The following is a 21,580-nucleotide window of genomic DNA, read 5'->3' on the forward strand; positions in this document are numbered from 1 at the left end:
CTCTTCGTCGAGAGCCGCTCGCGGTGATGGATGAGAATGGCGGGGCTCTGTGCAGTGAAGCAAAGGCGGAGGCATCGGCCCGCAGGGTCGATGACGGAGGACATGGGCGGAGCAGAGCGCGCCGGCGTCCTGATCGCGCTCAGACGTGAGGCCGCAACGATCGAAAGTCCGAAACAGGCCGGCTTCAGCCATCGAAATCCCGCACTGCAGGCGACCCGTCCGACCTGCGTAGAATCAGCCACCGGGCCCAAATTCTGGCGTCCGGTTTGCCTGCCTGCACCATTCCGCGCTGAATGGCCTTCGCGGCAGAGCCGGGCCTCCAGGTCAAGCGCTCGCAGCCCATATCGGCGCACTGCGATCAAAGCGCCGAATCACCTCTGGAGCCTGTGAGATGGACATCTTCGATTACGACAACGTGCTCTTGCTGCCGCGCAAGTGCCGCGTGGAAAGCCGCGCCGAGTGCGACACCGGCGTGGACTTCGGCGGCCGCCGCTTCAAGCTGCCGGTGGTGCCGGCCAACATGAAGACCGTGGTGGACGAGAAGATCACCGAATGGCTGGCCGCCAACGGCTACTTCTACGTGATGCACCGCTTCGACCTGGACAACGTGGCCTATGCCCGGCGCATGCGCGAGCTGGGCCTGTTCGTGTCGATCAGCTCGGGCGTCAAGCCGGCCGACCGAGCGGTGATCGACCGTCTCGCGGCGGAGGGGGTGGGGGCCGACTACATCACGATCGACATCGCCCACGGCCACGCCGAGAGCGTGCGGCAGATGATCGACTACATCAAGCACAAGCTGCCGAAGACCTTCGTCATCGCCGGCAACGTCGGCACGCCGGAGGCGGTGATCGATCTGGAGAACTGGGGGGCCGACGCGACCAAGGTCGGCATCGGCCCGGGCAAGGTCTGCATCACGCGGCTCAAGACCGGCTTCGGCACCGGCGGCTGGCAGCTCAGCGCGCTGAAATGGTGTGCCCGGGTGGCGACCAAGCCCATCATCGCCGACGGCGGCATCCGCCACCACGGCGACATCGCCAAGAGCGTGCGCTTCGGCGCGGCGATGGTGATGGTGGGCTCGCTGTTCGCGGGCCACGAGGAATCGCCCGGCGCCACGGTCGAGGTCGACGGCCGGCGCTACAAGGAGTACTACGGCAGCGCGAGCGACTTCAACAAGGGCGAGTACAAGCATGTCGAGGGCAAGCGCATCCTGGAGCCGATCAAGGGCCAGCTGGCCGACACGGTGCGCGAGATGCACGAGGACCTGCAAAGCTCGATCTCCTACTCCGGCGGCACCCAACTGACGGACCTGCGCCGCGTCAACTACGTCATCCTCGGCGGTGAAAACGCGGGCGAACACCTGCTGATGTGAGTCGCCTGCCGGTGAGGCCCGCGTTTCGACGAGGCGCGCGCAACTCGACCCGCGTTCGTTCCTGTCAGCGCAGCAGCATGCCGCCGCGGTCCCCCGGTTCGTTGACGCGCGGACGCTGTGCGGCCGGCCTCCAGCCCAGCAGATGGGCGTGCGTCTGGGCCACGCCGGCGGCAGGGCAACTGCCGCTGTCGGCATGCGCCAGCGCGGTGGCCAGCAGCGGCTCGCTCGTCGTTCCCAGCACGCTGGCGAAGTTCTCGGCCACCGGGCAGGTGGCTGCCAGGCCGTTGAAGTAGCGGCCCGTGCCCTGGGCGTTGGCGGTCTCGAAGTTCACGATGCTCCAGGTGTTGCCGCAACCGTCATCGACCGGCACGAAGCCCACCGGCTTGCCGCAGGTGGTGTCGCCGATCGTGACCACCTCGACGAACGGCGCGAGCGCGTTGATCACCTGCTCGCTGGCCGAGCAGGTGCGCGGGCCGGTCAGCACGTACACCCGCGACAGGCCGGTGGCATTGGCGAGGCCCTGGAAGGCCACGGTGCGGTCGCTGTCGGTGTGGCGGTCGTTGAACAGCAGGTTGGCAAAGACCTGGCCGGTGGTCGTCGGCCCGGCCGGGTACGAGGCCAGCGCGGCGGCGGTGGAGACCAGGCCGCCGCCGTTGTAGCGCAGGTCGATCACCACGTCCTGCACGCCGGCGGCCTTGAACTGCGCGAAGGCGGCATCCATCGGCGCCAGCGCCTGGTTGACCATGTCCTTGACCATCAGGTAGCCGACGCTGCGGCCGCCGGGGCTGGCGAGGACCGCGGTGTCCACCACCGGCGCCAGCGCGTAGACCGCCGCGGTCAGCGTCAACTGGCGCTGGCCGGCGGCGTTCTGCACGCTCAGGCGCACGGTCTGCCCCGGTGCCGTGGGGCTCAGTGCGCTGTAGTCGTTGGCGGCGATCACCTGGGCGGCGGTCTGGTCGTTGATGGCGAGGATCTGGTCGCCGCGGGCCAGCCCGGCCGCCGCGGCCGGCGAGCCCGGTTCGATGTAGCGGACGTAGAGCGGCTGGCCGGGCTGGCCGGCCACCTCCAGCCCGGCCACCATCACGCCGTAGCCCAGGGTCTGACCCTGGACGAAGAAGTTGTCGAAGGCCTCGGTGCTGCTGCGGTAGCTCCAGCGGTCGGCCGGGAAAGCGGGATCGCTGCCGGTGTAGAGCAGGGCCTGGAAGTAGTCGTCCACCGTGGCGTAGCCGGCCGGGTCGGGATTCGGGCTGACGGCGTACCAGAAGTACCAGTCGTTCATGTAGCTGCGCAGGCCGATCTGCTGGTCGACGACCAAGCAACTGGGCCCGGCATCGCCACCGCCGCCGCAGGCGGTCAGCCAGGCGGTGGACGCGACGATCACTCCCCAGGCCAGGCGGCGGACGGCTCGGTTCAGGCGGCTTGCATGCATAGTGTGCTCCACGAGATCCCCAGGGGCGACAAGCTACCACGCCCTACAATCCTTGCAACTCCCCCGGCCCGGTGCGCTGCAGCGGTCGATGACTGCACGCCGCCGTTGCCGTGGCGTTTTCCCACCCTGGTTTCCGAGGCCGCGCGCTTCCGGGAGTCCTCCTCCGTGCTGCCCGTGGCAGCCTGCCGACTAGCCTTGCCGCCATGACCGAACTCGCCAAATCGTTTGAGCCCGCCGCGATCGAAGCCCGCTGGGCGCCGCTGTGGGAGCACTCGGGCGTCTACCAGCCCACGTTGGATGCCGCCAAGCCCAGCTTCTGCATCCAGCTGCCGCCGCCCAACGTCACCGGCACGCTGCACATGGGCCACGCGTTCAACCAGACCATCATGGACTCGTTGACCCGTTATCACCGTATGCGCGGCTTTAACACCCTGTGGGTGCCGGGCACCGACCACGCCGGCATCGCGACCCAGATCGTCGTCGAACGCCAGCTGCAGGAACAGAAGCTCAGCCGCCACGACCTGGGCCGCAAGAACTTCGTCGCCAAGGTGTGGGAGTGGAAGCAGCAGTCGGGCGCCACCATCACCCAGCAGATGCGCCGCATGGGCGACTCGGTGAGCTGGGAGCACGAGTACTTCACGATGGACGACAAGCTCTCGACCGTCGTCACCGAGACCTTCGTGCGCCTCTACGAGGAAGGCCTGATCTACCGCGGCAAGCGCCTGGTGAGCTGGGATCCGGTGCTGAAGTCCGCCGTTTCCGACCTGGAGGTGGAGAGCGAAGAGGAAGACGGCTCGCTGTGGCACATCCGCTACCCGGTGGCAGGCTCCACCGAGTCGCTGGTGGTGGCCACCACCCGGCCCGAGACCCTGCTGGGCGATACCGCGGTGATGGTGCACCCCGAGGACGAGCGCTACACCCACTTGATCGGCAAGCAGGTCAAGCTGCCGATCACCGGCCGTCTGGTGCCGGTGATCGCCGACGACTACGTGGACAAGGCCTTCGGCACCGGCGTGGTCAAGGTCACGCCGGCGCATGATCAAAACGACTACCAGGTGGGCCTGCGGCACAAGCTGCCGATGCTCACCATCTTCGACCTGGAGGCCAAGGTCAGCGCCGCCGAGGCCGTCGACATTCCGGCCCCTTACGTGGGCCTGGACCGCTTCGTCGCGCGCAAGCAGGTCGTCGCCCAGCTCGAGGCCGAGGGCCTGCTGGTCGAGGTGAAGAAGCACAAGCTGATGGTGCCGCGCTGCGCCCGCACCGGCCAGATCATCGAGCCGATGCTCACCGACCAGTGGTTCGTGGCCATGACCAAGGCCGGCACGAACGGCAAGTCCATCGCCGAAGAGGCGATCGAGGCCGTGGAATCGGGCGACGTGAAGTTCGTGCCCGAGAACTGGGTCAACACCTACAACCAGTGGATGAAGAACATCCAGGACTGGTGCATCTCGCGGCAGCTGTGGTGGGGCCACCAGATTCCGGCCTGGTATGGCACGGGCGGCGAGCTGTTCGTGGCCCGCAGCGAGGACGAGGCCCGCGCCAAGGCTACGTCCGCCGGCTACCACGGCACCCTGACCCGCGACGAGGACGTGCTCGACACCTGGTACTCGTCGGCCCTGGTGCCCTTCTCCACGCTGGGCTGGCCGGCCCAGACGATAGAACAAGACCTGTTCCTGCCCAGCAGCGTGCTGGTCACCGGCTACGACATCATCTTCTTCTGGGTCGCCCGGATGATCATGATGACCAAGCACTTCACCGGCCAGGTGCCGTTCCGCCATGTCTACATCCACGGCCTGGTGCTCGACGCCCACGGCAAGAAGATGAGCAAGTCCGAGGGCAACGTGCTGGACCCGGTGGACCTGATCGACGGCATCGCCCTGCCCGAGCTGCTGGACAAGCGCACCACCGGCCTGCGCAAGCCCGAGACCGCGCCCAAGGTGCGCAAGGCCACCGAGAAGGAATTCCCCGAAGGCATCCCCGGCTATGGCGCCGATGCGCTGCGCTTCACCTTCGCGGCCATGGCCACGCTGGGCCGCTCGGTCAACTTCGACTCCAAGCGCTGCGAGGGCTACCGCAACTTCTGCAACAAGCTCTGGAACGCCACCAAGTTCGCGCTGATGAACTGCGAAGGCCAGGACTGCGGGCTGAAGGAGCACACGGCCGCCGAGTGCACCAACGGCGGCGCGCTGGAAGGCTATCTGGTGTTCAGCCCGGCCGATCGCTGGATCACCAGCGAGCTGCAGCGCGTGGAAGCCGCGGTGGCGCAGGGCTTTGCCGAGTACCGGCTGGACAACGTGGCCAACGCGGTCTACCAGTTCGTCTGGGACGAGTTCTGCGACTGGTACCTGGAGATCGCCAAGGTGCAGATCCAGAACGGCAGCGAGGCCCGGCAGCGGGCCACGCGCCGCACGCTGATCCGCACGCTGGAAACCGTGTTGCGGCTGCTGCACCCGGTGGCGCCCTTCATCACCGCCGAGCTGTGGGACACGGTGGCGGTGGTGGCCGGCCGCAAGGCGGCAGGCAGCGCGCAGACGATCGCCACCGCCCCCTATCCCCAGGCTCAGCTGGAGCGTGTGGACCCGGCGGCCGACGCCTGGGTCGGCAAGCTCAAGGACTTCGTCGGTGCCTGCCGCACGCTGCGCGGCGAGATGAACCTCTCGCCTGCGGCGCGGGTGCCGCTGATCACGCTGGGCGACGCCGGCTTCCTCGACGAAGCTGCGCCGCTGCTCAAGGCGCTGGCCAAGCTCAGCGAGGTGCAGCAGCTCGGCGATGCCGGGGCCTTCGCTGCTGCCACCGAGCTGGCGCCGGTGCTGGTGCAGGGCGAAGCCCGCCTGGCGCTGAAGGTCGAGATCGATCTGGCCGCCGAGCACGAGCGCCTGGGCAAGGAAATCCTGCGGCTGGACGGCGAGGTTGGCAAGGCCCGCGCCAAGCTGGACAACGAGAGTTTCGTCGCACGCGCGCCGCAGGCCGTGGTGGCGCAGGAGCGGGCGCGCCTGGCCGATTTCGAGCGCACGCTCGCCAGCCTGCGCGACCAGAAGGCCCGGCTGCCGGCCGCCTGACGCGGCTCGGCCGCCGAGGTGGGCGAGCCGCGGCTTCGTGGGGGGCGGGAGTCATCCGGCCGCGCCGCCTGCATGCCAGAATCGATCATCCTTCTCTCGCTTGACACGTCCATGAAGATCAGCAAGGCCATCTTTCCAGTCGCGGGGCTTGGCACCCGATTCCTGCCGGCGACCAAGGCCCAGCCCAAGGAAATGCTGCCGGTGGTCGACAAGCCGCTGATCCAGTACGCGGTCGAGGAGGCTTATTCGGCCGGCATCCGCCAGATGATCTTCGTCAACGGCCGCAACAAGCGGGCGATCCCGGACCATTTCGACACCGCCTACGAGCTGGAGCACGAACTGGAGGCCGCCGGCAAGCAGGAACTGCTGGACCTGGTGCATCGGGTCAAGCCGGACGACATGGAGTGCATCTACATCCGCCAACCCAAGGCCCTGGGCCTGGGCCATGCGGTGCTGTGTGCGCAGTCGGTGGTGGTCAACGAGCCGTTCGCGGTGCTGCTGGCCGACGACCTGATGGTCGGCCAGCCGTCGATCCTGCAGCAGATGGTGTCGCAGTTCGCCGAATGGCAGGCCTCGATCCTCGCGGTGCAGGAGGTGCCGGCCGAGCACACCCGGCGTTACGGCATCGTCGCCGGCACGGCGGTCACCGACCGGATGATGGACCTGACCCACATCGTCGAGAAGCCGGCCCCGGAAGCCGCGCCGTCGCGCCTGGGCGTGGCGGGCCGCTACATCCTGACGCCCGGCGTGTTCCGCGAGATCGCGAACCTGCCGCGCGGTGTCGGCGGCGAGATCCAGCTGACCGACGGCATCGCGGCGCTGATGCGGCGCGAGAAGGTGTTCGCCTACCGTTACGAAGGCCGACGCTACGACTGCGGCAGCAAGGAAGGTTTTCTGGAGGCCAACGTGGAACTGGCGCTGGCCCATCCGCAACTCGGGCCGGGCTTCCGCGCCTACCTGAAGTCGCTGGCGCTGTAGGCGCCTTTCGTCCGGCGGGCCGGCGTCAGCGCCGGCGCAGCAGGTGAATGAATTCGTCGCCGACGTTCTGCTGTTCGAGCAATTCGTTGCCGGTCTGGCGCGCGAAGGCCTGAAAATCGCGCATCGAGCCCGGGTCGGTCGCCACCACCTTCAGCACCGCACCGCTGGTCATCTCGGCCAGCGCACGCTTGGCCTTCAGGATGGGCAGCGGACAGTTCAGACCGCGGGTGTCGATTTCCTTGTTCGCTTCCATGGGGTGTTCCTTGCTCGGCTCGCGCCCATTCTAGGGCGCGGCGCTCTCGTCGGGGCGGCTGTGCCAGTCGATGAAGCGGGGCTCGTGGCCGCGGCCGCGCAGCCACTGCGCCAGCAGCACGCCGGTGCCCGCCGGCCAGCACAAGACCTCGGCTGGCTCGAACAGCTTGTATTCGGCCAGCTCGGGCGACAGGCAGATCTCGCCGCGCGCCTGCACATGGTAGGCGATGATCACCTGGTTCATGCGCTGGAAGTCGTGGACGCCGATCAGCGCCATCGCCACGGCGTCGAGCGCCGTCTCCTCCTTCAGCTCGCGGGCGATGCCTTGCTCGGGCGTCTCGCCGGCCTCCATGAAGCCGGTGATCAGCGCGAACATCCGGCCCGACCAGGCGGCGTTGCGCGCCAGCAGCAGGCGCCCGCCGCGGTCGACGCATTCGACCACGGCGGCCAGCACCGGCGTCGGGTTGTTCCAGTGCGTGAAGCCGCAGGCCGCGCAGCGCAGCCGCGCCTTCGGGCCGCCGTCTTCGTCGACGGTGAGCAACGCCAGCGGTGTGGCGCACTGGGGGCAATAACGAAACTCAGCGCTCACGGGATGGACCTCCGTGCGGCGCGCTGCGGGATGCGCGCTTGGAAGCGGCCCGGCGCGCTCATGCGCCGGGCTCGCAGGTCGGCGCCGGGCCGCTCCCGGGCTGTCTCACCCTCGCGCTGGGGGCGCGACGGAACGCCGGCACCGGGGGCCCCATCACGCCGGAAACACACCCGTCGACAGGTAGCGATCGCCGCGGTCGCAGACCACGAACACGAGGGTCGCGTTCTCCAGCGTTCGTGCCAGTTGCAGCGCGACCCAGCACGCACCCGCCGCCGAGATGCCGGCGAACAGGCCTTCCTCGGCCGCCAGGCGGCGCGCCATGTCCTCGGCATCGGACTGGCTCACCAGCACCGTCTCGTCGACGGCGCTCGGGTCGTAGATCTTCGGCAGGTAGGCTTCGGGCCAGCGGCGAATGCCGGGGATGCGGGAGCCCTCGGCCGGCTGGGCGCCGACGATGCGCACCGCCGGGTTCCGGCTCTTGAGGTAGCGTGAGACGCCGGTGATCGTGCCGGTGGTGCCCATCGCGCTGACGAAATGGGTCACGCGGCCCTCGGTGTCGGTCCAGATCTCGGGACCGGTGGTCTCGAAGTGCACCGCCGGGTTGTCGGCGTTGGCGAACTGGTCCAGCACCCGGCCCTTGCCATCCTTCTGCATCTGCTCGGCCAGGTCGCGCGCGAGCTCCATGCCCCCCGACTTCGGCGTCAGGATCAGCTGCGCGCCATAGGCCTTCATCGCCTGTGCACGCTCCACCGACAGGTCCTCGGGCATGATCAGCAGCATGCGGTAGCCCTTGATCGCCGCGGCCATCGCCAGCGCGATGCCGGTGTTGCCCGAGGTGGCCTCGATCAAGGTGTCGCCGGGCCGGATCTCGCCGCGCTCCTCGGCCCGGCGGATCATGTTCAGCGCCGGCCGATCCTTGACCGAGCCGGCCGGGTTGTTGCCTTCTAGCTTGCCCAGGATCACGTTGCCGCGGGCTGCGAGGGCGGCGCCGGGCAGTCGTTGCAATCGGACCAGCGGGGTGGCTCCGACGACGTCTTCGAGGGTTTTGTAGGTCGGCATGGGGTGCGGCGTGATGCGGTTCGGTCCATTATGGGCTGTCGCCGGCCGGGCTGCCGACCCCATGCCATAATCCGCGCCCGACGTGTCGTCGGCCTCGCGCCGACCCACGCACGACCTGCCCGCGTGACGAAATCGGTAGACGTAGCGGATTCAAAATCCGCCGCCGCAAGGCGTGCCAGTTCGAGTCTGGCCGCGGGCACCACCGGCAGGCGCCGAGCCTGCTCCTTCCGCAGCGTTTGTTCAGAGGCCTGACCGGCCGCCCCGGAGCCCATGCCGCAGCTTCCTCCGATCACCAAGGCGCTGATGCTGATCTGCACGGCGCTGTTCTGCGTCGACCAGTTCGTGCCGCTGGCGGGAGCGTTCGCGCTGTGGCCCGTGGGCAGCGGCAACTTCATGCCCTGGCAACTGGTCACCTATGCATTCCTGCACGGCGGCTTCCTGCACCTGTTCTTCAACATGCTGGGCCTGTGGATGTTCGGGGCCGAGATCGAGCGCCTGTGGGGTCCGCGGCGCTTCTGGCAGTTCCTGCTGGCCTGCATCCTGTCGGCCGCGCTGAGTCAGCTGGTCGTCACCGCGCTGACGCAATCGGACGTGCCGACGATCGGCATCTCCGGCGGCCTGTACGGTCTGCTGCTGGCCTTCGGCATGCTGTTTCCGAACCGCATCATCATGCCGCTGTTCCCGCCCATTCCGATGAAGGCGCGCACCTTCGTGATGGTCTTCGGCGGCCTGGAGTTCATCCAGGGCTACCTGGACTGGGACGGCGTGGCCCACTTCGCCCACCTGGGCGGCATGCTGGGCGGCTGGTTGATGATCCGCTACTGGCGCGGCCAGTCACCGTTCGCGTCGCGCCGGCGCTGATGCGGCGTCGGCCGCCAGCGCCGCCGACACGTCGGGATAGCGGAGCTGCAGTCGCAGCTCCTTTTTCATGCGGGTGTTGATCAGCCGGCGTGATTCGCCCAGGAAGCTCAACTGCATCGGCGACAGCATCCGGCCCAGTTCGACGCGCGAACGGCGCGGCGGCAGCGGCAGGCCGTAATGGCGGGCGACGGTGTCGAAGTGTTCGCCCATCTTCGATTCGGCGTCGTCGCAGACATGGTAGATGCGCTGCGGTGCACCGCGGAACAGGGCCGCGACGCAGGCCCGCGCCAGGTCGTCGGCGTGGATGTGGTTGGTGTACACGTCCTCGTCGGCCCGCAGCACGGGCGCGCCGCGCGCCACCCGGTCGCGCGGATGACCGCCGTCGCGGTCCATCGCATAGATGCCCGGAATACGCAGGATGCTGACCGCGACGCCCAGGCGCAGGCCCGCGTCGCGCAGCCGCGCCTCGGCGTCGACACGGCGCTGTCCGCGGGGAGTGGCCGGGCCGGTGGGGCGGGTTTCGTCGAAACGCGCGCCGCCGCCATCGCCGTAGACCCCGCTGGTGCTGCCGTAGACCAGCCGCGCCGGACGGCTGCGGCGTGCCAGCGCCTGCAGCAGATGGGCGCTGCGGCGGTCCACCGTCCCCTGCGCCGGCGGCGGCGCGAGGTGCAGCACCCAGTCGGCCAGGCCGGCCAGGCGGGTGAGGGTGGCGGGGTCGTCCAGATCGCCTTGCAGCGGCACCGCACCGGCGGCGCGCAGCGCGGCCCTGCGCTCCGGCGACGAGGTCAGCGCCAGCACCCGCAGCCGGCCGCCCAGCAGCCGCAGCACGCGCAGGCCCACGTCGCCGCAGCCGACGATCAGCAGCACCGGTGCACGGGCGCGCCGGGCAACAGGGCGCTGGAATGGGGTCATCGGGTCATCGGGGACAATCCACGCTGAAGTTTACGTGCCCCCTGCGGCCCCGTGCGACCCCTGATCCCCTCTGCCTCCATGAGCTTTCGCATCACCCTGACGCCGTCCGAGCGCAGCTTCGACGCCTCCCCTGACGAACCGATCCTGGCCGCCGCGATCCGTGCCGGCGTCGGCCTGCCCTATGGCTGCAAGGACGGCGCCTGCGGCTCGTGCAAGAGCCGGCTGATCGAAGGCCGGGTGGTTCACGGCCCGCACCAGGACAAGGCCTTGTCGGCTGCCGAGGAGGCGCAAGGCCTGATCCTGACCTGCTGCGCCCGGCCGGCCGCGGACTGCGTGGTCGAGGCGCGCAGCGTGCCCGGCGCCGGCGAGTTCCCGGTGCTGAAGATGCCGGGGCGCGTGCTGAGCATCGAGCGGCCGGCGGCCGACGTGGCGATCGTGCGGGTGCAGTTGCCGGCCAACCAGTCCTTCCGCTACCACGCCGGCCAGTACGTCGAGTTCATCCTGCGCGACGGCTCGCGGCGCAGCTACTCGATGGCCAATGCGCCGCACCTGCTGGGCACGCCGCCGGCCATCGAGCTGCACATCCGGCACATGCCCGGCGGCTTGTTCACCGACCATGTCTTCGGCGCGATGAAGGAGAAGGACATCGTTCGCATGGAGGGCCCGTTCGGCAGCTTCTTCCTGCGCGAGGACGCGACCCAGCCGATCGTGCTGCTGGCCTCGGGCACCGGGCTGGCGCCGATCAAGGCCTTGATCGAACGCCTGCAGGCGCAGGGTTCGGCCCGTCCCGCCACGCTGTACTGGGGCTGCCGCTCGCGGGCCGACCTGTATCTGAACGACTGGGTCGAGGCCGCGGTCGCGCAGATGCCCGGCCTGCGCTACGTGCCGGTGCTGTCCGAGCCTCGGCCGGAAGACGCGTGGAGCGGCCGTACCGGCCTGGTCCACCAGGCGGTGATGGCCGATCTGCCCGACCTGTCCGGGCACCAGGTCTATGCCTGCGGCGCGCCGGTGATGGTCGAGGCCGCGCAGCGCGACTTCGTCGCGCGCTGCGGCCTGCCCGAGGACGAATTCTTCGCCGACAGCTTCACCTCCGCCGCCGACAAGCAAGCTTGATCAGCGCGCGGCCGGCGCGGCCCGATAGGCGGCGGCCTCGGCCTCCAGCCAGGCCCGGAACGCCGCCAGCGGCGGCAGGTCGGCCTTGTGCAGCGGATACAGCAGGCGGTAGCTGCGGTCGCTCAGGTGCTCGTGCCGGAGCAGCCGCAGCAGCCGGCCGCTGGCCAGTTCGCCTTCGACCAGCACCTGCGGCACCAGCGCCGCCCCCAGGCCTTGGGCGGCGGCTTCGCTGAGCATCGAGAACAGCTCCATGCGCGCGCCGGCCATGTCGTGGTCGACCTTCAGCCCGAGCGACTCGAACCAGTGCCGCCAGGCATAGGGCCGGGTGCTGGCCTGCAGCAGCGGCAGCCGGGCCACGTCGGCCGCGCTGCGGATGCGCTTGCCGCCCAGCAAGGCCGGGCTGGCGACGGCGATCAGGTGCTCGGGCATCAACACGCAGCCCTCGGTGCCCGGCCAGAACGCGTCGCCCGGGTGGATCGCCGCATCGAGCGGCGTGTCGTCGAACAGGAACGGCCGGGTGCGCGGCGTGAAGTGCACCGTGATGCCGGGGTGGGCTTGCTGAAAGCGCGCCAGCCGCGGCATCAGCCATTCGGTGGCAAAGGTCGGCACGACCGCCAGTTCCAGCGAGCCTCCCGCGCCGCCGCGGCCGGCCTGGGCCATCAGGTCCAGCGTGTCGCGCTCGACCGCGTCCAGCCGGGCGGCCACGTTGCGGCTGTAGCGCCGGCCCGCATCGGTCAACGTGACGCCGCGCTGGCCGCGCCGGAACAGCGGCACGCCGACGAAGTCCTCGAGCGCAGCCACCTGGCGGCAGACGGCGCTCTGGGTCACCGACAACTCGGTGGCGGCCTTGGTGAAGCTCTGGTGGCGTGCGGCGGCCTCGAAGGCCGCCAGCGCCGCGGTGGAGGGGATCTTGCGTCTCATGGTCAGGCCGATGTTCCCATATCGCACAGGACGATGCGAATTTTGCGTTTGATTCCCGGGGCCTGCGCGGCATAAGATTCCCAACAGGCACAACAAACCCCATCTTCCATCATGAGCATCCAGCCTTCCCGCGCTTCGTTCCAATGGGCCGATCCCTTGTTGCTGGACAGCCAGCTCAGCAGCGACGAGTGCCAGGTGCGCGACGCCGCCCGCGCCTACTGCCAGGACAAGCTGGCGCCGCGGGTACTCGACGCCTTTCGCCACGAGAAGACCGACGAGGCGATCTTTCGCGAGATGGGCGAGCTGGGCCTGCTCGGGCCGACGATTCCAGACACCTACGGCGGCGCCGGCCTGAACTACGTCTGCTACGGCCTGGTGGCGCGCGAGGTCGAGCGGGTCGACTCGGGCTACCGCTCGATGATGAGCGTGCAGTCCTCGCTGGTGATGGTGCCGATCCACGAATTCGGCAACGAGGCCACGAAGCAGAAGTACCTGCCCAGGCTGGCGACCGGCGAGTGGATCGGCTGCTTCGGCCTGACCGAGCCCAACCACGGCTCCGACCCCGGCAGCATGGTCACCCGCGCGCGCAAGGTGGCCGGTGGCTATGCGCTCAGCGGCGCGAAGATGTGGATCACCAACAGCCCGATCGCCGACGTGTTCGTGGTCTGGGCCAAGGACGACGAAGGCCAGATCCGCGGCTTCGTGCTGGAGAAGGGCTGGAAGGGCCTGTCGGCGCCGGCCATCCACGGCAAGGTCGGCCTGCGTGCCAGCATCACCGGCGAGATCGTGATGGACGAGGTGTTCTGCCCCGAGGAGAACGCCTTCCCCGAGGTGCGCGGCCTCAAAGGGCCTTTCACCTGCCTGAACAGCGCGCGCTACGGCATCGCCTGGGGCGCGCTCGGCGCGGCCGAATTTTGCTGGCACACCGCTCGCCAGTACACGCTGGACCGCCAGCAGTTCGGCAGGCCGCTGGCGGCCAACCAGCTGGTGCAGAAGAAGCTGGCCGACATGCAGACCGAGATCACGCTGGGCCTGCAGGGCTGCCTGCGCCTGGGCCGCATGAAGGACGAAGGCACGGCCACGCCCGAGATCACGTCGATCATGAAGCGCAACAGCTGCGGCAAATCGCTGGACATCGCCCGCGTCGCCCGCGACATGCTGGGCGGCAACGGCATCTCCGACGAGTTCGGCATCGCTCGCCATCTGGTGAACCTGGAGGTCGTGAACACCTACGAGGGCACGCACGACATCCATGCGCTGATCCTCGGCCGGGCGATGACGGGCATCGCGGCGTTCTGAAAAATCACCAAGCCGGGGTTGGAGCGGATCAGAGGGCAGGGAGCCCTCCTCTGCTCAAGTCCCCCGGCCTGCGGCCTCCTCCTTTACTTCGCTGAGAAGAGCTCCCTGCCCTCTGATCAGCCCGCGTCCGCACGCCGCCATCCCCAGGGCACGTTCGCCACGCTGGACGACCCAGGCTGCGGGGGGGCTCGTGAAGCGAAGTAAAGGAGGAGCCGAGGGCCTCCCGGGCCCTCGGCGGGGGACATGAGCGCAACGAGCCACTCCGCAGCCTGGGTCCGCACCCACCTTCATCGGAATCAAGCCCCATGACCACCGCCCTCCACGGCCTCAAGGTTCTCGACCTGTCGCGCGTCCTCGCCGGACCCTGGGCCAGCCAGTTGCTGGGCGATCTGGGCGCCGACGTGGTGAAGGTCGAACGCCCCGGGACCGGCGACGATACCCGCGCCTGGGGCCCGCCCTGGGTGCCGCGTGCCGACGGCGGGGACAGCCGCCAGGCCGCCTACTTTCAGTGCGCCAACCGCAACAAGCGATCGATCGCGGTCGACATGGCCAGCCCGCAGGGCCAGGCCTTGCTGCGCGAACTCGCGGCCGAGGCCGACGTGGTGATCGAGAACTTCAAGGTCGGCGGTCTGGCGGCGTACGGCCTGGACTACGGCTCGCTGAAGGCGATCAATCCGAGCCTGATCTACGCGTCGATCACCGGCTTCGGCCAGACCGGACCGTATGCGCCGCGCGCCGGCTACGATTTCCTGATCCAGGGCATGGGCGGGCTGATGAGCCTGACCGGCCGCGCCGAGGGCGAGGAGGGCGCCGGACCGCAGAAAGTGGGGGTGGCGCTGGTGGACGTGATGACCGGCCTGTACGCCACCGTCGCGGTGCTGGCGGCGCTGAACCACCGCGAGCGCAGCGGCGAGGGCCAGTTCATCGACCTGGCCCTGCTCGACGTGCAGGTGGCCGCGTTGGCCAACCAGGCCGCCAGCTACCTGACGACCGGCACGGCGCCGCGCCGCATGGGCAATGCCCATCCCACCATCGTGCCGTACCAGGACTTTCCGAGCGCCGACGGCGACGTCATCCTGGCGATCGGCAACGACGCGCAATTTGCAAAGTTTTGTAGTGTTGCCGGTCGTTCCGAGTGGAGCCGGGACGAGCGTTTCGCCACCAATCCGGCGCGGGTCGCCCACCGCGCCGAGTTGATCCCGCTGATGCGCCAGACCACGGTGATGAAGACCACCGCCGAGTGGGTGCGCCTGCTGGAAGCGGCCGGCGTGCCCTGCGGGCCGATCAACCGCCTGCCCGAAGTCTTCGCCGACCCGCAGGTGCAGGCGCGCGGCATGCGGATCACGCTGGATCACCCGGTCTTCGGCGCGGTGCCGATGGTGGCCAATCCGATCCGCCTTTCGCGCACGCCGGTGCAGTACCGCCAGGCGCCAGCGACGCTGGGCGAGCACACGGCGGCGGTGCTGCACGACTGGCTCGGCGCGCGGGGCCAGCCCGTTTGAGTCCGGTCGCGGGCGCGTCGCGTGGCCCCAACACCGGCCTGAAGGCGTCGGATCGCTCAGGCAGAATCGCCGCCGTTCCGCATCTTGAATGCGACCCGAACCGCGACGAAGAAAATGTTGTCAACCGGATTCGAACGGCCTGCGTTGAGCACGGGACATTTGTCACCCCCAACTGGAGATCTCCCCATGAACAAGCTGATTGCTGCCCTGATTGCTTCCGTGTTCGCTGTTGGCGCCTTCGCCGCTGATGCCGCTCCGGCCGCTCCGGCTGCTCCCGAAGCCGCCGCTGCCACCAAGGCCCCGGCCAAGAAGGCCCACAAGAAGCATCACAAGGCCAAGAAGGCTGCCAAGGCTGCCGCTGCCGCTTCTGAAGCCAAGTAATCCGGATCGCATCGGAACCCAGGGCTCCTTCGGGAGCCCTTTTTCATGGTGTCTACCAAAATGCCGCGGCGCGCGGCCTCGACGAATTGACGCATCCCAAGCGGAAGGGGTTTGGCGTTGCGCGACAATCAGCGGTTTCGCCCGCCGAGGCGAGCCTCAGATCGAACCCGACCCGCAGGATTGCTAGCATGAGTGCCTTCAACGACGAGCGCGTGCTGAGCGTGCATCACTGGACCGACCGCCTGTTCAGTTTCACGACCACCCGCGACACCTCGCTGCGTTTTTCCAATGGCCATTTCACGATGATCGGCTTGCGCGTCAACGGCAAGCCGCTGTTGCGCGCCTATTCCATCGTCAGCCCGAACTACGAGGAATCGCTGGAGTTCCTGAGCATCAAGGTGCAGGACGGTCCGCTGACCTCGCGCCTGCAGCACATCCAGGTCGGCGACACGGTGATCGTCGGCAAAAAGCCCACCGGCACGCTGCTGATCGACTACCTGCTGCCGGGCAAGCGGCTGTACCTGCTGTCCACCGGCACCGGCATGGCGCCGTTCCTGAGCATCATCCGCGACCCGGACACCTACGAGAAGTTCGAGCAGGTGATCCTGGTGCATGGCACGCGCGAGGTCAAAGAGCTCGCCTACCACGACTACCTGATCAACGAATTGCCCAAGCACGAGTTCCTCGGCGAGATGGTGACCCGGCAGTTCCTGTACTACCCGACGGTCACGCGCGAGGCCTTCGAGCACCAGGGCCGCGTCACCACCGTGATCGAGAACGGCCAGTTGGCCAGGGACCTGGGCCTGCCGGCGCTCAACGCCGCCGAAGACCGCGTGATGATCTGCGGCAGCCCCGAGATGCTGCGCGACCTGAAGACGATGATGGAGGTGCGCGGCCTGAAGGAAGGCAACACCACCACGCCCGGCGACTTCGTGATCGAACGCGCGTTCGTCAGCCAGTGATCGCAAGCCGGCGCGCGTGACGGCCGCCGAGCCGGCGGCGGCCAAGCGGATCAGGCCGACGGTCGGGTCGTCACCCCTTGCAGCCAGGCGCCGGCGAGGATGCCGCCCACCGCCCACAGCAGGTCGACGTTGCCGCCGCCCAGGCCGGCCAGCGCCGGGCCAGGACACACGCCGCACAGGCCCCAGCCGATGCCGAACAGCGTCGCGCCGATCACGGTGTCGCGTTCCAGCACGGCGACGTGGCGGCCGAAGGTCTCGCTCAGCATCGGCTTGCCCAGCCATGACGGCAGGAACTGATAGGCCACCAGCGTCACCGCGATCGCCCCCACCATCACCAGCAGCAGGCCCATGTCGCGGCCCTGCAGAAAGCTCAGCACGACTTCGGGCGTGGTCATCGTCGAGTAGGACAGGCCGAAGCCGAACAGCGCGCCGGCCATCAGCACCGCCACCATGCGTGCATGGCTCATGTCAGGCTCCCTTGACCGCGAGCACGAGGCGCGCGGTCGCGATGGCCGCGGCCATGAAGGTCAACACCGCCACCAGCGAAGCCGGGTTCAGCGAACTCAATCCGCACACGCCGTGGCCCGAGGTGCAGCCGTTGGCCCGGCGCGCCCCGTAGCCCACCAGCACGCCACCGACCAGCAATTGCCAGGCCGGCACGGCCGTGTGCATCGCATGGGACGGGCCGAACAGCAGCCACCAGAGCGCACCGCCCAGCACCAGGCCGGCCGCGTAGACCAGGCGCCACACCCGGCTGTCGAGCAGCCGGCGCTGCTGGAAAAAGGCCGCTCGCGACACATAGGACCAGGTCGACGAAAAGACCGTGCTCATGCCGCCGACCAAGCCGGTGGTCACGAAGAGGAAGGTCAGGCCCGAGCCGATCAGCAACCCGCCTGCCAGGTAGTGCGCCCAGCCCGTCGGAAACAGAGACATCATGGGCTGCGAGTATACCGGTGGGGGCATATTCCTCATCGGGATGACTACGGATAGGGGGACCCCGCGCGGCGTGGAGCCGGCCGGTCCCATCGCCTTGACGGCCGATCCTGGAAAACCGTTCCCGTCGAGCGCGCGTCTTCGGTCAGCACCGTGCCGGCAGCACCGTGCCGCTGCAGGTGCCGAAGCCGATCGACACCGCGCCGGGTGCGTCGCAGCGGGCCGTGAAGCTCACCTCATCGCCATCCTGCAAGAAGGTCCGCGTCTGGCCGTCGGACAGTGTGAGCGGTTGTTTGCCGCCGCGCGACAGCTCCAGCAGCGAGCCTCCCTGGCCCGGCGTCGGACCGCTCTGGGTGCCGCTGCCCAGCAGGTCGCCGGGCTGCAGGTTGCAGCCGTTGCTCGCGTGGTGCGCCAGCATCTGGGCCACCGTCCAATAGGCGTCGGCGTAGTTGCTCTGGCTCAGGCGCTGCGGCGGCAGGCCGGCCTCGCGCATCGCGGCGGTGTGCAGCCAGACCGCCAGCGCCACCGCCACCTGGCCCTGGCGGCGGTTCAGCGCCGAATCCAGGTAGGGCAGCGGCGCCGGGTCGCCGGCGGGCCGGCGGAAGGGCGCGCGGAACGGCGCCAGCGCCTCCTGGGTCACGACCCAGGGCGAGATCGTGGTGGCGAAGTTCTTGGCCAGGAACGGACCCAGGGGCTGGTATTCCCAGGCCTGCAGGTCGCGTGCCGACCAGTCGTTGAGCAGCACCATGCCGAACCAGTCGGCCTCGGCCTGCTCCATGCTCAGCGGCTCGCCGAGCGCGTTGCCGGCGCCGACGAACACGCCCAGTTCCAGCTCGTAGTCGAGCCGGCGGCTGGGGCCGAACGTCGGCGCCGGGTCGACCGGGGTCGCCTTGAACTGGCCCTGCGGACGGCGCACCGGCTGCCCGCTGACGACGATCGACGAGGCACGGCCGTGATAGCCGATCGGCACCCACTTGTAGTTGGGCAGCAGCGGCTCGTCGGGCCGGAACAGCGCGCCCACTGCGGTGGCGTGGTGGATGCCGGTGTAGAAATCGGTGTAGTCGCCGATGCGGCAGGGCAAGGCCATCTCGGCGGCCGCCTGGGGCAGCAGGCAGCCCGCCAGCGCCGCTTGCTGCGCGCTGCCTTCACGCAGCGCGGCGCTCAGGGTCGCGCGCAGGCCGCGCCGTGCCGCCGGGCCCATCGCCATGAAGGCATTCAAGTCGCCCTCGGCGAGGGGCGCCAACCAGCCGCGGGCGGCATCGGACCAGCCGCCAGCCGCCAGCGCCAGGCGCAGGTCCAGCACCTGGTCGCCGATCGCCACGCCGACGCGCAGCGCCTCGGCGCTGCCGCTGCGCCGAAAGCGCCCGAAGGGCAGGTTCTGGATCGGGAAGTCGCAGCCCGCTGCCTGGGCCGAGGCGACCCAGCTGCGCAGCGCCGGGTCAAGGGTCGGATCGGTCGACGGGCTCATGCCTTGAACTCGCGCGCGTGCAGGAAATCGGCGTGGCGCGGGGCCTTCTTGGTTCGATCCCATTCGTCCAGCATCGCCCACTTCACTGCGTCGAGCTTGCGGTGCATCTCGGCCTCGTCCGGGTCCGGGCAGGCCAGCTCGACGCGGTGGCCGTTCGGATCGAAGAAGTAGATCGAATGGAACGCGCCGTGGTCGGTGACGCCGAGGACGTCGACGCCCTGGGCTTCGAGGTGGGCCTTGAAGCGCAGCAGTTCCTCGCGGTCCTTGACCTTGAACGCGATGTGCTGGACCCACTCCGGGGTGTTCGGGTCGCGGCCCATCGGCGGCTGCGTCGGCAATTCGAAGAAGGCCAGCACGTTGCCGCCGCCGGCGTCGAGGAAAACATGCATGTACGGGTCCGGCGCCTTGGTCGACGGCACGCGGTCTTCGGCGATCGCCAGCACGAAGTCCATGTTGAGCATCTTGCCGTACCACTCGACGGTCTGCTTGGCGTCCTTGCAGCGGTAAGCCACGTGGTGGATGCGATCGATCTTCATAGTCAGGCCCCTTTCAGGTCGGTTGCCGCGTCGACACCGCGGCGGGCCGCGGCCAGCGCCTCGCGCAACACGCGCAGGTCGCCGATGTGATTGGCCAGCAGCAGCACCAGGCGGGCGTTGACGAGCTGGCTTTGTTCGTCGCTGAGGTCGCGGTGGGTGGCGATCAGCGCATCGTAGAAGTCGTCGCCCGGCGTGAAGGCGCGCACGAAGCGCTGGCCGGGGATGCCGAAGTTGGCTCGGGTGTTCAGGTGGTCCATGGTGGGGTCTCGCGTCAGCTCAGGCACAGGGCGCGGGCCATCGCGGCGCGCACCGCGCCGGCGTCGAACCCGCGCCAGCGGGCGGCCACGTGCTGGTCCGGGCGGATCAGGTAGACCGTGCCGGGCCGGCCGTCGTAGCGCCGCGTCACCAGGCCGTCGCTGTCGATCAGCTCGCCCGCCAGCACGACCGATCCGGGCGCCTTGATGCGCAGCACGCGCAGCGGCAGCGGCGTGACGGGCAGCGCGATCTCGGCGTCGCCGAAGACCATCAGCGTGAACCCGCCGCCGACGCGCCGCAGCAGCCAGTCGGCCTGGCCGTTGCGCACGACCGGGGCATCGTCCATCGGCGCGCCGGGCAGCATCCAGCCATCGAAGGCCTCGGCGTCCGGCGTGTTCAGTCGCGATTCGGTGAGGAAGGCCGGCACCGACAGCCGCCCCGAGTTGACCAGTCCCCGCGCGAAGGCATGCTCGCGCGCCAGGCCCAGCACGGCGTTGCGGAACAGCCGCGAGGTGGCGCTCTTGGGCGTGATGAAGTCGGTCGAGCGGGTGGAGTTCAGCAGGTTCTCGTCGGCGGCGAAGCCGCGCTCGTCGCTGTAGCTGTCCAGCAAGGCCTCGGGGGCCACGCCGTCCATCACCGCCTTGAGCTTCCAGCCCAGGTTGTCCACGTCCTGGATGCCGGAGTTGGCGCCGCGTGCACCGAACGGCGAGACCTGGTGGGCAGCGTCGCCCGCGAACAGCACCCGGCCGTGGCGGAACCGCGGCATGCGCCGGCACTGGAAGGTGTAGACGCTGACCCACTCCAGGTCGAATTCGGGCGGCGACGCCAGGCGGCCTTGCTGCGCCAGCATCGCCTGGATGCGGGGGATGACCCGCTCGGGCTTCTTCTCTTCTTCGGGGTCGGCATCCCAGCCGAGCTGGAAATCGATCCGCCAGACGTTGTCGGCCTCGCGGTGCAGGAGCACGCTGCTGGGTTGCGACGCCTGGCCCTCGGGCCCGCGCCGGCCGCGGTGGAAGGGCGGGTCGAACCAGAACCAGCGCTCGGCGGGGAAGTCGGCCTTCATCACCACGTCGGCGATCAGAAAGCGGTCCTGGAAGACCTTGCCTTCGATCTCCAGGCCCAGCATGCGGCGGATCGGGCTGCGCGCGCCATCGGCCACCACCAGCCAGTCGGCCTCCAGCGTGAACACGCCGTCGGGCGTCTCGACCTGCAGCGTCGCGCCCTGGTCGCGCGGCGCGATGCCGACGACCCGGTGCTGCCAGCGCAGCGCGATGCCGGGCAGCTCGCCGGCCCGCCGCACCAGATACTCCTCGAGGTAGTACTGCTGCAGGTTGACCATGCCCGGCCGTTCGTGGCCGGCCTCGGGCAGCAGATCGAAGTTGAAGACCTCCTCGGTGTCGAAGAAGGTGCGGCCGACGTTCCAGGTGACGCCCTTGTCGACCACCGCCTGGCCGACCCCCAGGCGGTCCAGCACCTCCAGCGCGCGCTTGGCGTAGCACAGGCCGCGCGAGCCGACGCTGACGGTCTGGTCCTCGTCCAGCAGCAGCACCGGCAGGCCTTGCTGGGCCAGGTCGATCGCAGCGGCGAGGCCCACCGGCCCCGCGCCGACCACCACCACCGGGTGGCGCCGCGGCGTCGTCTCGTCGAGTTCCGCAGCGCGCGGGCTGGCGTAGCGGGGGTAGGTGTAGGTGGAGAGCATGGC

21 protein-coding genes and 1 tRNA gene are annotated in these 21,580 nt (G+C 69.2%); 10 read left to right on the forward strand and 12 right to left on the reverse strand.

Annotated elements, in window-relative coordinates; all coding sequences use genetic code 11:
• Positions 1-391 precede the first annotated feature (391 nt).
• Positions 392-1,369, forward strand: a complete 978-nt coding sequence (locus AC0N04_RS10310) for a GMP reductase (RefSeq protein ID WP_474281215.1) — start codon at positions 392-394, stop codon at positions 1,367-1,369.
• A gap of 64 nt (positions 1,370-1,433) precedes the next feature.
• Here AC0N04_RS10310 and AC0N04_RS10315 read toward each other — a convergent pair whose 3' ends face one another.
• On the reverse strand, positions 1,434-2,798 hold the full coding sequence (locus AC0N04_RS10315; RefSeq protein ID WP_474281217.1) for a S41 family peptidase: 1,365 nt from the start codon (positions 2,796-2,798) through the stop codon (positions 1,434-1,436).
• A 203-nt stretch (positions 2,799-3,001) separates the two neighbouring features.
• On the opposite strand from AC0N04_RS10315, the gene AC0N04_RS10320 reads away from it, so the two are divergent.
• Positions 3,002-5,857, forward strand: a complete 2,856-nt coding sequence (locus AC0N04_RS10320) for a valine--tRNA ligase (RefSeq protein WP_474281219.1) — start codon at positions 3,002-3,004, stop codon at positions 5,855-5,857.
• Positions 5,858-5,968: 111 nt separating this feature from the next.
• On the forward strand, positions 5,969-6,835 hold the full coding sequence (gene galU / locus AC0N04_RS10325) for a UTP--glucose-1-phosphate uridylyltransferase GalU (RefSeq protein WP_474281221.1): 867 nt from the start codon (positions 5,969-5,971) through the stop codon (positions 6,833-6,835).
• Between the two features lie 25 nt (positions 6,836-6,860).
• Here galU and AC0N04_RS10330 read toward each other — a convergent pair whose 3' ends face one another.
• From AC0N04_RS10330 to cysM, 3 genes are all read right to left on the reverse strand, one after another.
• Positions 6,861-7,088 (reverse strand): sulfurtransferase TusA family protein, encoded by a 228-nt coding sequence (locus AC0N04_RS10330; RefSeq protein ID WP_474281223.1) that lies wholly within the window; start codon positions 7,086-7,088, stop codon positions 6,861-6,863.
• Positions 7,089-7,118: 30 nt separating this feature from the next.
• The gene (locus AC0N04_RS10335) at positions 7,119-7,676 is read right to left on the reverse strand and encodes an NUDIX domain-containing protein (RefSeq protein ID WP_474281225.1); all 558 of its coding nucleotides are present in this window, start codon (positions 7,674-7,676) and stop codon (positions 7,119-7,121) included.
• A 153-nt stretch (positions 7,677-7,829) separates the two neighbouring features.
• Positions 7,830-8,735, reverse strand: a complete 906-nt coding sequence (gene cysM / locus AC0N04_RS10340) for a cysteine synthase CysM (RefSeq protein WP_474281227.1) — start codon at positions 8,733-8,735, stop codon at positions 7,830-7,832.
• A gap of 117 nt (positions 8,736-8,852) precedes the next feature.
• Between cysM and AC0N04_RS10345 the strand changes: the two genes are divergently transcribed.
• Together AC0N04_RS10345 and AC0N04_RS10350 are read left to right on the forward strand one after the other, a co-directional pair.
• A tRNA-Leu gene (locus tag AC0N04_RS10345) sits at positions 8,853-8,937 on the forward strand.
• A gap of 68 nt (positions 8,938-9,005) precedes the next feature.
• On the forward strand, positions 9,006-9,596 hold the full coding sequence (locus AC0N04_RS10350; protein WP_474281229.1) for a rhomboid family intramembrane serine protease: 591 nt from the start codon (positions 9,006-9,008) through the stop codon (positions 9,594-9,596).
• On the opposite strand, the gene AC0N04_RS10355 is transcribed toward AC0N04_RS10350, so the two are convergent.
• On the reverse strand, positions 9,570-10,508 hold the full coding sequence (locus tag AC0N04_RS10355) for an SDR family oxidoreductase (protein ID WP_474281231.1): 939 nt from the start codon (positions 10,506-10,508) through the stop codon (positions 9,570-9,572). The genes AC0N04_RS10350 and AC0N04_RS10355 overlap by 27 nt on opposite strands.
• A 78-nt stretch (positions 10,509-10,586) precedes the next feature.
• Here AC0N04_RS10355 and AC0N04_RS10360 point away from each other — a divergent pair, with 78 nt between their 5' ends.
• Entirely contained in the window at positions 10,587-11,621 is a 1,035-nt protein-coding gene (locus tag AC0N04_RS10360) for a CDP-6-deoxy-delta-3,4-glucoseen reductase (RefSeq protein ID WP_474281233.1), read from the forward strand.
• Here the strand turns inward: AC0N04_RS10360 and AC0N04_RS10365 are convergent, their stop codons facing one another.
• Positions 11,622-12,542 carry a LysR substrate-binding domain-containing protein gene (locus AC0N04_RS10365; RefSeq protein WP_474281235.1) on the reverse strand — a complete coding sequence of 307 codons (921 nt, stop codon included), beginning with the start codon at positions 12,540-12,542 and terminating at the stop codon, positions 11,622-11,624.
• A 111-nt stretch (positions 12,543-12,653) separates the two neighbouring features.
• Here AC0N04_RS10365 and AC0N04_RS10370 point away from each other — a divergent pair, with 111 nt between their 5' ends.
• The 4 genes from AC0N04_RS10370 (at position 12,654) to AC0N04_RS10385 (ending at position 16,686) form a co-directional block, all read left to right on the forward strand.
• Positions 12,654-13,841: an acyl-CoA dehydrogenase gene (locus AC0N04_RS10370; protein WP_474281237.1), complete on the forward strand. Its 1,188-nt coding sequence runs from the start codon at positions 12,654-12,656 to the stop codon at positions 13,839-13,841.
• Positions 13,842-14,146: 305 nt separating this feature from the next.
• Positions 14,147-15,343, forward strand: a complete 1,197-nt coding sequence (locus tag AC0N04_RS10375; RefSeq protein ID WP_474281239.1) for a CaiB/BaiF CoA transferase family protein — start codon at positions 14,147-14,149, stop codon at positions 15,341-15,343.
• A gap of 186 nt (positions 15,344-15,529) precedes the next feature.
• On the forward strand, positions 15,530-15,724 hold the full coding sequence (locus AC0N04_RS10380) for a hypothetical protein (protein WP_474281241.1): 195 nt from the start codon (positions 15,530-15,532) through the stop codon (positions 15,722-15,724).
• A 188-nt stretch (positions 15,725-15,912) separates the two neighbouring features.
• Positions 15,913-16,686, forward strand: coding sequence for a ferredoxin--NADP reductase (locus AC0N04_RS10385; protein WP_474281243.1), 774 nt, complete (start codon positions 15,913-15,915; stop codon positions 16,684-16,686).
• Positions 16,687-16,736: 50 nt separating this feature from the next.
• Here AC0N04_RS10385 and AC0N04_RS10390 read toward each other — a convergent pair whose 3' ends face one another.
• The 6 genes from AC0N04_RS10390 to AC0N04_RS10415 form a co-directional block, all read right to left on the reverse strand.
• Positions 16,737-17,153, reverse strand: coding sequence for a DUF6691 family protein (locus AC0N04_RS10390; protein ID WP_474281245.1), 417 nt, complete (start codon positions 17,151-17,153; stop codon positions 16,737-16,739).
• Position 17,154: 1 nt separating this feature from the next.
• Complete coding sequence (locus tag AC0N04_RS10395; RefSeq protein WP_474281247.1) at positions 17,155-17,622, reverse strand: YeeE/YedE family protein; 468 nt, start codon at positions 17,620-17,622, stop codon at positions 17,155-17,157.
• A 142-nt stretch (positions 17,623-17,764) separates the two neighbouring features.
• Positions 17,765-19,087, reverse strand: a complete 1,323-nt coding sequence (gene fahA, locus AC0N04_RS10400) for a fumarylacetoacetase (RefSeq protein WP_474281249.1) — start codon at positions 19,085-19,087, stop codon at positions 17,765-17,767.
• Positions 19,084-19,623, reverse strand: a complete 540-nt coding sequence (locus AC0N04_RS10405) for a VOC family protein (protein ID WP_474281251.1) — start codon at positions 19,621-19,623, stop codon at positions 19,084-19,086. Before AC0N04_RS10405 ends, fahA begins: the two co-directional genes overlap by 4 nt.
• A 2-nt stretch (positions 19,624-19,625) precedes the next feature.
• Complete coding sequence (locus AC0N04_RS10410; protein WP_474281253.1) at positions 19,626-19,880, reverse strand: DUF2783 domain-containing protein; 255 nt, start codon at positions 19,878-19,880, stop codon at positions 19,626-19,628.
• Positions 19,881-19,894: 14 nt separating this feature from the next.
• Positions 19,895-21,577 carry an FAD-dependent oxidoreductase gene (locus AC0N04_RS10415; protein ID WP_474281255.1) on the reverse strand — a complete coding sequence of 561 codons (1,683 nt, stop codon included), beginning with the start codon at positions 21,575-21,577 and terminating at the stop codon, positions 19,895-19,897.
• Between the last annotated feature and the right edge of the window lie 3 nt (positions 21,578-21,580).

The organism is Ideonella sp. sgz306126 (assembly GCF_056032705.1).